The 13,339-nt window shown below is 47.4% G+C and carries 16 protein-coding genes; 13 read left to right on the top strand and 3 right to left on the bottom strand.

The window, feature by feature from the left end; all coding sequences use genetic code 11:
* The first annotated feature begins 615 nt into the window (after positions 1-615).
* Both Mcas_RS08830 and Mcas_RS08825 read left to right on the top strand, forming a co-directional pair.
* Complete coding sequence (locus tag Mcas_RS08830; protein WP_040335174.1) at positions 616-2,340, top strand: hypothetical protein; 1,725 nt, start codon at positions 616-618, stop codon at positions 2,338-2,340.
* Between the two features lie 87 nt (positions 2,341-2,427).
* Positions 2,428-2,898, top strand: coding sequence for a hypothetical protein (locus Mcas_RS08825; protein ID WP_040335173.1), 471 nt, complete (start codon positions 2,428-2,430; stop codon positions 2,896-2,898).
* A 106-nt stretch (positions 2,899-3,004) separates the two neighbouring features.
* On the opposite strand, the gene Mcas_RS19210 is transcribed toward Mcas_RS08825, so the two are convergent.
* Positions 3,005-3,256 (bottom strand): type II toxin-antitoxin system RelE family toxin, encoded by a 252-nt coding sequence (locus tag Mcas_RS19210; RefSeq protein WP_040335172.1) that lies wholly within the window; start codon positions 3,254-3,256, stop codon positions 3,005-3,007.
* Positions 3,253-3,501 (bottom strand): hypothetical protein, encoded by a 249-nt coding sequence (locus tag Mcas_RS18140; protein WP_156033285.1) that lies wholly within the window; start codon positions 3,499-3,501, stop codon positions 3,253-3,255. Before Mcas_RS18140 ends, Mcas_RS19210 begins: the two co-directional genes overlap by 4 nt.
* A gap of 288 nt (positions 3,502-3,789) precedes the next feature.
* Here Mcas_RS18140 and Mcas_RS08810 point away from each other — a divergent pair, with 288 nt between their 5' ends.
* The 11 genes from Mcas_RS08810 to Mcas_RS08765 all read left to right on the top strand — a co-directional run bounded on the left by Mcas_RS08810 (position 3,790) and on the right by Mcas_RS08765 (position 12,794).
* The gene (locus Mcas_RS08810; protein WP_040335170.1) at positions 3,790-3,990 is read left to right on the top strand and encodes a hypothetical protein; all 201 of its coding nucleotides are present in this window, start codon (positions 3,790-3,792) and stop codon (positions 3,988-3,990) included.
* Between the two features lie 380 nt (positions 3,991-4,370).
* Complete coding sequence (locus Mcas_RS08805) at positions 4,371-4,631, top strand: co-chaperone GroES (RefSeq protein WP_040335169.1); 261 nt, start codon at positions 4,371-4,373, stop codon at positions 4,629-4,631.
* Between the two features lie 36 nt (positions 4,632-4,667).
* Complete coding sequence (gene groL, locus Mcas_RS08800) at positions 4,668-6,311, top strand: chaperonin GroEL (RefSeq protein WP_040335168.1); 1,644 nt, start codon at positions 4,668-4,670, stop codon at positions 6,309-6,311.
* Positions 6,312-6,571: 260 nt separating this feature from the next.
* On the top strand, positions 6,572-6,859 hold the full coding sequence (locus Mcas_RS08795; RefSeq protein ID WP_156033284.1) for a hypothetical protein: 288 nt from the start codon (positions 6,572-6,574) through the stop codon (positions 6,857-6,859).
* Positions 6,828-7,469: a hypothetical protein gene (locus Mcas_RS08790; protein ID WP_156033283.1), complete on the top strand. Its 642-nt coding sequence runs from the start codon at positions 6,828-6,830 to the stop codon at positions 7,467-7,469. Before Mcas_RS08795 ends, Mcas_RS08790 begins: the two co-directional genes overlap by 32 nt.
* Positions 7,470-7,490: 21 nt before the next feature.
* A complete protein-coding gene (locus tag Mcas_RS18975; protein WP_268748994.1) occupies positions 7,491-7,625 on the top strand; it encodes a hypothetical protein in 135 nt (44 codons plus the stop codon).
* A gap of 35 nt (positions 7,626-7,660) precedes the next feature.
* Positions 7,661-8,680, top strand: coding sequence for a heat-inducible transcriptional repressor HrcA (gene hrcA, locus Mcas_RS08785; RefSeq protein WP_040335165.1), 1,020 nt, complete (start codon positions 7,661-7,663; stop codon positions 8,678-8,680).
* A gap of 19 nt (positions 8,681-8,699) precedes the next feature.
* Complete coding sequence (gene grpE, locus Mcas_RS08780; protein ID WP_052567068.1) at positions 8,700-9,275, top strand: nucleotide exchange factor GrpE; 576 nt, start codon at positions 8,700-8,702, stop codon at positions 9,273-9,275.
* 85 nt (positions 9,276-9,360) lie between these two features.
* Entirely contained in the window at positions 9,361-11,277 is a 1,917-nt protein-coding gene (gene dnaK, locus Mcas_RS08775) for a molecular chaperone DnaK (protein ID WP_040335164.1), read from the top strand.
* Positions 11,278-11,307: 30 nt separating this feature from the next.
* Positions 11,308-12,411, top strand: coding sequence for a molecular chaperone DnaJ (dnaJ, locus tag Mcas_RS08770; protein ID WP_040335163.1), 1,104 nt, complete (start codon positions 11,308-11,310; stop codon positions 12,409-12,411).
* 191 nt (positions 12,412-12,602) lie between these two features.
* Positions 12,603-12,794, top strand: coding sequence for a hypothetical protein (locus Mcas_RS08765; RefSeq protein ID WP_040335162.1), 192 nt, complete (start codon positions 12,603-12,605; stop codon positions 12,792-12,794).
* Here the strand turns inward: Mcas_RS08765 and Mcas_RS08760 are convergent.
* On the bottom strand, positions 12,795-13,339 hold a 545-nt coding region (locus Mcas_RS08760), incomplete at its 5' end, for an ISAzo13 family transposase (protein ID WP_040335161.1).

Below are 13,339 nucleotides of genomic sequence, written 5' to 3'. Positions count from 1 at the left end.
TTCAGGTTCCGGTATTGAAAAATAACTACTATATGTGTCGATATCAATACAGCCTGCAGGCTTCATGGATTCAGTTTTCTTATAGTTTTTGAGATTAAACCACATGGCCTGTATCTTGCATTAATGGCAATGTGATGTCTTGTACACAGAAGCTAAAATTAAGGAGGTATGTTGATAGTATACGGTGAAGTAACAACAGCCGAGCAAATGGTTTTGGGCAGTTTTTTTGTAGAAATGAGATATCCTGAAAATTATGCTTGACAGAATATTTAGTGTTTTGTTATAACAGATAGACGTTTGGTTTATGCTTATAAAAAAAGACTTGACAAAGGATTATTTTAGTGGTTATAATCAGGTTGAGAATTACTGGAAGATGTTAGGCCAGGGATTATATGGCCAGAGACTGGATGGCCAGAGACAAGATGGCCAGCAACAAGATGGGTTAAATTCCACTAAAAATAACAGGATGGAGAAGACTCCATACTTATATTCAAAGGGGGTGATAGTAGTATATTAGTTGAGGTAACAGGTAGCTTGACAAGTTATGTTGACTTATCGATTAGAACAAAATGTGCAGTTTATCTGTACAAAAGCAATAAGGAGGTATTGAGTTAAATGAAAAGTAAGTTTTTAGTGTTGTTGTTGCTTTTAGTAGTAGTGTTTGCTGGATTCAGCCTTGCTCAAGCAGCAACGTCTCAGTTAGACAACATGCCTGGTGGCGCCGGTTATGCATACTGGCAGACAAATACCAGTTGGCGGACATTGGTCAACATCCAAAATACAAATAATGCGGCTGCCTACTGGGTAGATCTTATTCTGTTTGATGAGAACAGCGTTCACTTGGCAGACTGGCAGATGCCCTTAACACCAAACGATAACACCGGTGTTATAATCTCAAGCACCGCAGCCGGATCAGTTAACATAATGCCGTACAGCGTACCTGCTACGTTTCTGGGTGCAGCACCTGCAATCGGTATTCCTTTGACCGGCCTTACAATAAGTGGAGTTCCGGTTGGATCAGATGGTTTCATGAAGGGATATCTCTCAGTAGTATTAAGGTACACGGGCGTTCCTGTTAGCTCGAGCCAACCAACGCTTGAGTTCCCTGACGTTCTGCATATCAGGACGGCCTACCTCAACGGAACAACCAGCGCATTTGCTTTAAACGGCGCAATGTTGCAGGGATACGTAAACATCGGAATCGATAACGCCGCTTCCGGAGTGGTCGCTGAAGCCAACCGTGAGCAGTGGCTTAATACGGTTCCTCGTCCAAACCAGCGCACAGTATGTGATGCAAACATGGACGGTGCGATAGGCGCAACGTTTGGCAGGCAAGATGCCTCACGCGCAACCATAGGCTTCTGGGAGTTAATGTTAACGGAGAACATCTTTATACCGTTTGGAACTCCTGCCGGCAACGCCGGAAGATGGAGAGTTATTTGTGACCTGAGCCAAAAGACATATCCTGCAATGGGTTCGGCTTTCGGACGCTATTGGGCACGTTATAACGTAACCACCGGAATCACTTCCAGCCTCGTGCTCGTAGCACCGGCTTCAAGCTCCGGCCTGGATACCACACCGAGAGTAGGACAGCAAGTTGCATTCCCTGCATACTACAGACATATCGATGCCAACGCATACGATGACGCTGAGAATCCCCTCTCAACGATTATTGATTTCCCTGAGGTTGCAAGGATTCCTTTTGGAAACAATGCAGGTACCGATATAGTTATTAACTCAACGGCAGGTGAGGCACGCTTGATTGTTTCAGCTCCTGTGTTTGGCTTCTCCTATACAGAAGGCGCCGGCGGATTTGCAGATATCTATCCTCTGATCTCTGAGTCCAAGAACATATCTGTTACAAACATCACCTACGGCTTCTCGCTTGGTACAGCAATCAACGCAAGCGCAAATCCAGTGCTGCAAACGGTAACAGACTTTGGTAACTACTACGATACTCCTGCTACCAACTGGGGTCCATGGTCAGGCTTAGGTACGCCTGTGTATTGGAGCGACCCTGCTAATACCTACATGACTCAGTATACCTACACGACAGGCAGTGTTGTGCCTACAGCTGTTTCACAGTTTGGTGTTGCAGCAGAGCACGCAAATAATTCTGTTCTGAGCTCGGACAACTACACACCAGTGTCTCCTGAAATCGGAGTCCTTGGTAATAAGTACTCTACTGATATTGCCGGTTACAAGTCACCTACCACGGCATATTGTGGATGGGCTCCTCCGACATCTGGTCAGGTTTGTGCAGCAAGCAATACAGTGACAATAGTCGCAGGTGGTACCACATATTACAACTCTTGCTACGGAATTTGCAAAATCCAGTAAACACTGTTTCAGGGTATTTGTATAAGGGGCCGAAAGGCCCCTTATGTTTTTTTATAACCATATCCATTTTAAGCACAGGGGTGTCGTATGCGTAAACTTAGGTTAAAAGGTTCGTTGCTGGTTTTGTTCGCACTTTATCTTCTGTTGTCTGTTACTTCATGTTCCCATAACGTTAAGATAGAACCAGGTGGTGACTTATCAGAAACGATAAAACACTTTTATGACCTTAAAAAACAAGGAAAATTCGTGGAGACGTGGAACTTTGAACGCATGTCAACGTATGAAGACGAAAAACTACGCGAATCTGCAAAGAACAACTATTTTAGCAATCAAGGCGGTAAAATGCCGGTTAAGGAATACGAAATCCTGGAGATAGGCCAGGAGGGAAGCGCCATTGAGGGTCTCACCCCGGTGAAGATGAAGATCACCTCCACGTGGCCGCAGATGACGGGATTTAAGTTCCCAGAAGGCGAAAATGTCTTTGAGATGGAAGACCTGTGGCAGAAGATCAACGGCAAGTGGTACCACGTTGTCAGGGGAATGGAAAGAACCTGGTAGGGGCAGCAGGGGTGTTTTGTCTGAGTGGGGTTGGTTGTGCTGTGCTCTAAATAGATCACCCCCCTCCCTAAAATGGATTTCACTATGCTTTTTTAGCGTAGACCTTTTATCGATATACATCCTTTCGATGTTCTACCTTGAGAATATACGTTATATCCGCTTTATGGTCTATCGACAGAATAATACGCCAATTGCCGACACGGACTTTGTACCTTAACGGTTTACTCTTCAATTGCTGCGATTTTATTTGCTTTGAGGTTTTTTCTATTTGATCTATAGTTTCTGCTATCCGTTTTCTTATTACAGGGGCAAGCTTTGATATGTCTTTTTGTGCCGATGGGGTAATAATTGCCTTCATAGACCTATTTCTGCTTTAAATTCCTCCCACGTCTTAACATCACAAGATTCAATCTCCCGTTCTGCCTCTTCAACTGCCTCTAAAAATTCCTCTCTCAACTCAGATTCATCAAGCAGCTCTAAGACAAGCGGACTCTTATTGCTGTGCTCGGTTATCAGAAAGGTGATAAATCTCTCTGCGATCTCTGTATCCGGCTCTGATAGCTCTTCCACTAACTCATGCAACAATGCCCTGCTGTTACTCATTTCTTCCTCCCGATTCTTTTTACCGCTTGCTTTATTATAGCACATTTCGATTGGATTAAATGCAAAACGCGTGGCATTTTTACGGTGCGTCAAGGGGACTTCGTTGTGGCCGGAGTGCCTCACCCCTCCCATTGTGGGGAGCTGAAGGGCCAAGAGCACATTGAGCCGGGGGGCGCTGCCCCTCCTGGAGCGTTTTGCCTGAGCGTGGTTGATAGTGCTATAATAAGATCAAAAAAAGGAGGATTAACAGTATGGGTACAAGAATCTTTACACAGGAGGAGGTGTTAAATGGTAACGTTAAAAGAGATCGAAAAAGCAATAACGGACTTATCTGAGGACGATTTTGCCAGACTAAGGGATTGGATTGAAGAACTCGACGCTGAGATTTGGGACAGACAATTCGAGCAAGACGTAAGGTCTGGCAGACTGAAAGATATCTCCGAGGTAGCCGTCAGTGATTTTAAAAGAGGAAACTATAGAGAGATATGAAGCATTGTGCCAGTGGTTCTTATTGGAAATGCTATGAGAACCTGCCAAGTCATCGGTAATCCTTAAGGGGTACAGAGGCGTTTTGTCTGAGGGGAGTTGGTTGTGCTATATACCATTTAGTTTAGTGTAATAGAACAAGGATGAGTATAGGCACGAAGGGGCAGATGCGCCCATTTTTTTGTCCATTGTGACTTAATATAAGTAATTGAGTAATAATACGACATCAATAGATAAAAGCTGAATATTTTAGTTCACGCCAGACAACCACCGTTATCCGGCCAAAATGGACGTTGCAGAAAGTATGGTGGATGTGTCAAATTATTATCAGCACTCGTTGATGGTGAGTGCTAACAACAGTAAATCGAAAGGAGATAATGTATATGAAATTCAAACCTCTGAAAGAGCGGGTGTTTGTCAGCTACAAGGAAGAAATGGCCATGACTGCCGGCGGACTCTACGTCCCCGATACGGCCAAGGAAAAACCACAAAGGGGAAAGGTCGAGGCCGTTGGCTCTGAAGTCAAGGAACTCAAGGTCGGCGATGAAGTACTGTTTGACAAGTACTCAGGCTCAAAGGTTAATATCGACGGTACAGATTATCTGATCGTCAAAGAAGAAGACATTCTGGGAATTATTGAATAAGGTGCGAGCCGCACTGGCAATAAAAGGAGGATATAAATGGCTGCAAAACAACTGGCCTTTGATGAGGCCGCACGTAGGGAAATATTAGAGGGGATATCGATTCTAAACAACGCCGTCAAGGCAACCCTTGGCCCTAAGGGCAGAAATGTTATCATCGACAAAAAATTCGGCTCCCCCACCATCACCAAAGACGGCGTAACGGTGGCAAAAGAGATCGAACTAAAAGACCCCTATCAGAACATGGGCGCACAACTCCTTAAGGAAGTCGCCTCCAAGACATCTGATACCGCCGGAGACGGCACCACAACCGCCACGGTACTGGGACACGCCATCTACAGAGAGGGTATCAAAAACGTCGTAGCAGGCGCCAACGCCATGGATCTCAAGCGTGGCGTCGAAAAGGCCGTCGAAGCCGTCGTCGCCAAACTCAAGAGCCTGAGCAAGCCTGTCGTCGATAAGAAAGAGATCGAACAGGTTGGCACAATTTCGGCCAACAACGACCCCTCCGTGGGCAACCTCATCGCCGAGGCCATGGACAAGGTCGGCAAGGACGGCGTCATCACCGTTGAAGAGGCCAAGAGCATGGTCACCTCCCTGGAGGTCGTCGAAGGAATGCAGTTTGACAGGGGATACATCTCTCCCTACTTCGTAACCGATTCCGAGCGTATGGAGTGTGTCCAGGATGACGTGCATATACTGCTGCACGACAAGAAAATTTCCAGCATGAAAGACCTCCTCCCACTCTTGGAGCAGATCGCAAAGATGGGCAAACCGCTGCTGATAATCGCCGAGGACATCGAGGGCGAGGCCCTTGCAACCCTCGTGGTCAACAAGCTGCGCGGAACTCTGCACGTCAGCGCCGTAAAGGCCCCGGGATTTGGCGAAAGAAGAAAGGCCATGCTTGAGGACATAGCAGTACTGACCGGTGGTACCGTAATATCTGACGACCTGGGCATGAAGCTCGAAAACGTCAAGATGGCAGACCTCGGAAGGGCAAAGAAGGTCACCGTTGACAAGGACAACACGACCATCGTCGATGGCGGAGGCGATACCGCAAAGATTCAGGGCAGGGTCAAGCAGATAAAGACACAGATAGAGGAGACCACCTCCGATTACGATAGAGAGAAGCTCCAGGAGAGGCTTGCCAAACTGGTTGGCGGCGTGGCGGTCATAAACGTCGGTGCTGCAACAGAGACCGAAATGAAGGAAAAGAAGGCCAGGGTGGAAGACGCCCTCCATGCCACAAGGGCAGCCGTTGAGGAAGGTATCGTCCCAGGTGGCGGCGTGACGCTCCTGCGCTGCATCTCGGCCATAGACGAACTCAACCTCGAAGGCGACCTCAAGATCGGCGCCAACATCGTCAAGAAGGCCCTCGAAGAGCCTATTAGACAGATCGTATACAACACGGGTCTGGAAAGCGCCACCGTCATAGAGAAGGTAAAGGCATCAACCGATGTCAACTACGGCTTTGACGCACAGAACGAGGTCTTTGTCGATATGATTCAGGCCGGCATAATCGACCCCACAAAGGTCACCAGGTGCGCCCTACAGAACGCCGCATCGGTATCGGCACTAATGCTCACAACCTCGGTGATGATCACAGAGCTGCCGGATAAAGAAGAAAAGATGCCACACGGTGGAGGACACCCAGGCATGGGCGGCATGGGAGATATGTACTAAGAATAGAAGGGGGAGCTCTGCTCCCCCTCAGACCCCTACGCAAGGGGACCAGTCCCCTTGACCCCATCTTTCGTAGGCTTGTGGTTAAGTTTTGGTGTGGATTTATTAATGAGCGGAGGAAATGAAGAAAGGAGGGGTACCACTGCTGACATAGGGCAAACTTGACAAGAATAGAACAAATGTAGTATCCTTTAGAATATGGAAGTATGGTATTAATTTGGCTGTTTTAAACAGTTATTACGAGGATATTTAAGATGACTATGGAAGACAACGAATATAAGGAGCAGCTTGGAAAAGTAATCGGAGCGAGTGTAGACTCTCTATACTTTAATGGATTTGAGACATTTATGACTGTCGGAGATGTTGGTATTATTCTTAAACTGCAAGGGAAGGATATATTGACCTTAAATACAACCTTTACAGTTGCAAAGACCTTAGCAGAAAACTTAACGAAAATAATACAGCATTTAGAAAGTAAGACAGAAACAAATATCTTGACAATGGAGGATATTGGCAATGCCGTGTTCAAACAGACAGTTGAGGGATGAATATAATAAGCGTCTTGTATTAAGTTATGCAAATGTAACGCAAGATAAGATATTATCATTCAAAGACTTAAAGGAAGGTTGGCATTATGAAGAAGGATCGCCTATTGACGAAGGGATTATAGAGAGGGCCATTTCTTTAAATAACAAAGCCGGAAACTTGGGGTTTCATGATACTGATGCCTTCCCGGGATTAAATGGTGGTATCGCTCTTACTCTTTACCATGATAAATATTATTTAGAATTTACAATAGAACCCGATAACTCTATAACATATCTTAGAGAAGACGATAACACAGAGGTATGTTATTTGGAAGGATTGTCATGGGATAGTGCAATAGACATGTTAAATAAATTTAGAGGCTATTTATGGGGAATTATATCAGAGTCATACAAAGAATCTTTTTTGATAATAAAAAAGGGCGGTTTCATCGGAATGCATTCAAGAACACAAGCGGAGGCGGAGGTATATCAGTTATCAGTGAAGAGTGCATCCTGGAATCAAGGAATTCCATTTGCTCCCATGTTGTTAAGTACTACAAAGCCGTTTCAGGTGAGCCTCCCGTGTTCTGGAAGTTCTCTGAGCAAATATTACCAACAATCTGTAATTTAGAACAGAAAGACAGCAGTACAGGTGACAAGTGCCATTAATATAATTGGCTTGCCAGATAAAAATGCAAAAGATATCTTCAAGAATGTTCCACCTGAAGATATTAAAACATGCGCTGAAAATAATATAGAAAAACAGTTTAGCATAAAAGATTTGTAGTTTATTTAAGGATTACCTCAAACGTCTTTAATCAAATGGATGAGAGAACAAAAAAGATACTGATAGCCGTCATACAGAGCTATATACAGTCGGCGGCTCCGGTTGGCTCGAGGTACATAAGCAAAAAGTACGGCTTGGGTATATCCCCTGCCACGATCAGAAACACCATGTCCGATCTGGAAGAGATGGGGTACCTCAGTCAGCCGCACGCCTCCTCCGGAAGAATGCCAACCGATAAGGGCTACAGACTGTTCGTGGAGGAACTCCGCGGCAGCAGCGTCAGTGCCAACGACGACCTGCTTGCACTGCTTGCCACACAAAACCTCTACTCTATGGGAGACCTCAACGACCTGCTCGACTCCGTCACCCGGATGCTTTCCGAGTACTCGCGCTACCTGGTTGTGACCCTGTCTTCGACCATGGAAAAGTGCATCCTGAAAAAAATAGACTTCTCCGTTGTCAGGGACAACGTTGTCGTTGTCTTGCTGCTGACCGAAGAAGGGGTCGTCAAGCACAAGACGGTTGAAAGCAGGGACGGCCTGACGCAGGGCGACCTCATACAGATGGCCGCATATCTGAACTCACAGTTCAAGGGCTGCACGCTTGGCGATATCCGCAATGCCCTCCTTGACATCGTCTACCAGGAGATGGCCATGAGGGACGACCTCATTGCGGTGGCACTGAATCTGTGCAAGAACGCGATATATCCCTGCAATCTGGACGTCTTTATATCGGGCATAAGCGCTCTTATGGATTTGCCGGATTTCTGCGATATACAGAAGATAAAAGAACTTTCAAAGGCGGTTGACGATAAACAAAAAATCATAAAACTGCTCGATAAGATGATGGAAAGTGAGGGCGTGCAGGTCTACATAGGCACCGAATCCTTTCTCGATACCGAGGAGTTAAGCCTGGTGGCGTCAACTTTTTGTGACAAGGGCAGGCCCTTTGGTGTGCTTGGCCTCATAGGCCCGCAGAGAATGGACTATGCAAACGCCATCTCGATTGTTGATACATCTGCCAGGTTTCTTTCCAATCACTTGCAGGGCAGATGACAGGAGCGTAGATACAAACATGGACGAACACAACATCAATGAACAACAGGGAGATAAAGTACAAGGAGATAACGCAGTTACACCACCAGAGGTCGCTGATACCGTGGTGGTCGAGCAGGGGCAGCCAGAGGGACAACCCGATAAGGCTGAACTGGAAAAGATAAAGGAACAGATGGCCGAAACAAAAGACAAGTATATGAGACTTTACGCGGAGTTTGATAATTATAAAAAGCGTGTGCAAAGAGAAAAAGAGGACATCCTCAAGTATGGCATGGAGCCTCTGGTGGGTGACCTCTTGCCGGTTATAGACAACCTCGAGGCGGCATTGAGTCACGCCTCAAACTCCACGGCTGCATCGTTGTCCACAGGAGTGGAGCTGACCCTCAAGGAGTTCAAAAAGGCCCTCAGCCGATACGGCGTGGTTGAGATCGAGGCAAAGGGCAGACCATTTGACCCGGCATTTCACGAGGCAATGGCAGAGACCGAGGCCAACGACGTCGATGACAGGACGGTGCTGGAGGAGTTCAGAAAAGGATATATGTTCAAGGAGAGGGTGTTGAGGGCTTCGCTGGTGAAGGTCTCCAAAAAAACCTGAGAAATACGCAAATGAAGGTTTTTTATAATGATAACCCAAAAGATAATCAAGTTGATAAACACAGAGATAAAGAAGGAGGAAGAAAATGGGTAAGGCAATAGGCATTGACCTTGGAACGACTAATTCTTGTGTGGCTGTTGTGCAGGGGGGGGAACCCGTTGTTATACCCAATCAGGAAGGCAGCAGGACTACACCATCGGTTGTTGCCTTTACGGATAAGGGTGAGAGACTCGTTGGACAGATAGCCAAGAGACAGGCAATAACAAACCCTGAAAATACGGTCTTTTCCGTCAAAAGACTGATGGGCAGGAAGTTTGACTCCAAAGAGGTACAGGATGCCAAAAAGAGATTACCTTATAAGATAGCAGAGGCCGCTAACAGTGATGCCCACGTTGAGTGCCGTGGCAAACGCTATTCCCCACCGGAGATTTCGGCCATGATCCTGCAAAAACTCAAGCAGGCCGCAGAAGACTTCCTCGGAGAGCCTGTCACCGAGGCCGTGATCACGGTACCGGCCTACTTCGATGACAGCCAAAGACAGGCCACAAAAGACGCCGGAAAAATAGCCGGCCTCAACGTACTGAGGATAATTAACGAGCCAACGGCAGCATCGCTGGCCTACGGCATTGATAAAAAGAAGGAAGAAAAAGTCGCCGTCTATGACCTCGGAGGCGGTACCTTTGACATCTCCATCCTTGAGATTGGCGAGGGCGTCATCGAAGTCAAGTCTACCAATGGGGATACCTACCTCGGAGGGGATGACTTTGACATAAGGATAATGGACTGGCTGGTGGAGGAGTTCAGGAAGGAGCAGGGTATAGACCTCAAAAAGGACAAGATGGCTCTGCAAAGATTGAAGGAGGCCGCAGAGAGGGCAAAGATAGAACTCTCAAGTGCCGCCGAAACGGAGATCAACCTGCCCTTTGTCACGGCAGATGCCGCAGGTCCAAAACACTTGCTCGTCAAGCTCTCCAGGGCAAAGTTTGAGCAGCTCACCGATGACCTCATAAGGAACAGCATCGACCCTTGCAAGCTGGCCCTAAGGGATGCAGGACTGTCAACCTCTGACATCCACGAGGTGTTGCTGGTGGGTGGTTCTACGAGGTCGCCAAAGGTACATCAGACCGTCCAGAGTTTCTTTAACAAGGAGCCTAATAAGACTGTAAACCCTGACGAGGTCGTGGCTGTTGGTGCCGCCATACAGGCAGCCGTCCTCAAGGGGGATGTCAAAGAGGTGCTGCTGCTGGATGTAACGCCTCTGTCGCTGGGCATTGAGACCCTCGGTGGTATATTTACCAAGCTGATAGAGCGAAACACTACAATCCCTACAAAGAAATCGCAGGTATTTTCAACGGCCACGGACAGCCAACCGGCCGTCACGATAAAGGTCTTTCAGGGTGAGCGTGAAATGGCCTCAGACAACAAACTCCTGGGCAACTTTGAGTTGCTTGGTATTCCTCCGGCACCGCGTGGGATACCGCAGATAGAGGTGACCTTTGATATTGATGCAAACGGGATTCTGCATGTCTCTGCCAAGGACCTTGGCACCGGCAAGGAGCAGTCTATCAGGATAACGGCCTCAAGCGGATTGACAGAGGCCGAGATCAAAAAGATGATCCGGGAGGCCGAGTCGCACGGCGAGGAAGACAAGAGAAAGAAGGAACTGGCAGAGGCCAAGAACGAAGCCGATACGCTGGTCTATTCGGTGGAGAAGTCCCTGAAGGAATACGGCAGCAAGCTCTCCGATTCCGAAAAGAGCGAAGTGGAAAGCGCCCTTAGCAGGTGCAAGGATCTCAAGGACAAGACCTCCGATCCGCAAGAATTGAAGGCTGCCATAGAGGCGCTGACAACGGCCTCCCATAAGTTTGCCGAACACATATACAAGGACGCCTCAGCCAAGGGGGCGGATGGCGCTGATAGTGATCTCAAGCAAGAAGCCAAACCTGATGAAGACGTTGTTGAGGCCGAATTTGAAGACGTTGATAAAAAGAAGGATAAGTGAAGTGGCCTCAGAGGTAAGAAGCGTTAGGTTATGAAAGATTATTACGATGTATTGGGGGTGGACAGAAATGCTACCCCCGATGAACTAAAAAAGGCGTTCAGGCAACTGGCCCTCAAGTACCATCCCGACAGAAACTCTGGAGACAAGGCCTCGGAGGAGAAGTTTAAGGAGATCAACGAGGCTTACTCGTGTCTGAGTGACCCCAACAAGCGAGCCAACTACGACAGGTTTGGTACGGCTGATGGCAGCGGCATGGATTTTGGTGGATTTTCTGCTGCCGGTGGTTTTACGGATATCTTTGATGATTTTTTTGGTGGTATCTTCGGTAGTGCAGCGGGGGGGGGGCAGCGCAGGCAACGTGCCACGCGTGGGTCTGACCTGCGCTACGACATGGAGTTGTCGCTGAAGGAGGCCGCCTTTGGCACGGACAAGACGATAAACATCCCACGACACGAGTCATGTCAGGCGTGTTCGGGTACTGGCAGTGCCGACGGCAAGAAGCCTGTTACATGTACGGTGTGTAACGGGGCGGGGCAGATGCGTTTCCAGCAGGGATTTTTCACCATAAGTAAGACGTGCAGTCGGTGTAACGGTGCAGGTACGATCATTGTTGACCCGTGCAATCAGTGTCGTGGGGTTGGCAAGGTCAAGAGGACTCGTTCGGTGTCGGTCAAGATACCGGCGGGGGTGGATAACAACACAAAGCTGAAGATGTCCGCAGAGGGGGAGCTTGGCAGCCTTGGCGGCCCTCCAGGGGACCTCTATATATTTATCAATGTGCAGGAGGACCCGTTCTTCAAGAGAGAGGGGATGCATATCATCTGTGACGTCCCGATCAGTTATACGATAGCTGCCCTTGGGGGCGAGGTCGAGGTTCCCACGCTTAAGGGCAGCGAGCGCATCAAGATACATTCGGGCACGCAATCCGGTGAATTGTTCAGGCTCAGGGGCGAGGGCCTTTCCCGCATTGGCGGCCACGACAGGGGAGACCAGATCGTTAGGATCGCCATAGATGTCCCCAAGAAGCTCACACAGAGGCAGCGTGAACTACTGGAGGAGCTTGCAAGTATCAACGGAGAGGAAGTGCAGAAGCGCTTTTCCGATAAAGTAAAGGGGTTCTTCACCGGCGAGTAGTCGCAAGACAAAAGAGAAGAAAAGAAGGAGGGCGGCTCCGCCCCCTCCTCAGACCTCCCCCGCAAGGGGACCAGTCCCCTTGACCCCATAATATCTTGTTCCAGTGCAATATTTCTATTGTATACCTGAACTATTACGAAAAAATTACCCATATGAAACACGAAAGAACCAAAAAAAAGAGGTGTAGCTGTATGATTACCAATGAGAAAGATATAATGATTTCCTTTCCTTTGAATATTTTTGAGATGGCGAATACGAAAGAGGTGCTTGAGGATTGGCTTTTATCGCAAAACCAGGAAATCATTGACAGGCTGCTTAAGGCCCGTCAGGACGATATTCAAGGAAAAGGGATGAATTGGAAAGACCTTAGTAACTGTCCATAATTAACTTGAACAATTAGGTGCTATAGTATAATTCCATTCACCATGAAATGAAGCCTTAGTTAAATTAACTTTGTCAAATTCTTCATCAGACACCTTAATTCCCTTTGAGTAAGCAGTTGTATCCAGTTCTGCCTTGATCTTTAAACCCTTATTTGTTGTGGTGCTACCTATTAGATTTACGATTATCTCATGGCTTGTCAAAGGCTTACCACGCCAGTTCATGCTTATATGGCAGAACATTCTATGTTCTATTTTATTCCATTTGCTGGTTCCCGGTGGAAAGTGACAAACCGATATGTTTAAACCTGTTTCGTTTGCAAAACGTTGGAGTGCAACCTTCCACAAACGGACACGATAGCCATTACTGCCCCCGCAATCAGCAGTAATGAGAAGTGTTTTAGCATTGGGATAATGTTCACACCCCATTTTACGCCACCAGCGGCGGATACTTTCCACTGCAAACTCCGAAGTATCGTTATCTGTACCAACACTTACCCAGCCTATATTTGCGCCTTGATCGTATACCCCATAGGGATTGACCTTAC

It is taken from the genome of Candidatus Magnetobacterium casense (assembly GCF_000714715.1).
Taxonomy (GTDB): domain Bacteria; phylum Nitrospirota; class Thermodesulfovibrionia; order Thermodesulfovibrionales; family Magnetobacteriaceae; genus Magnetobacterium; species Magnetobacterium casense.
This window is presented reverse-complemented; position numbering and strand designations above follow the sequence as displayed.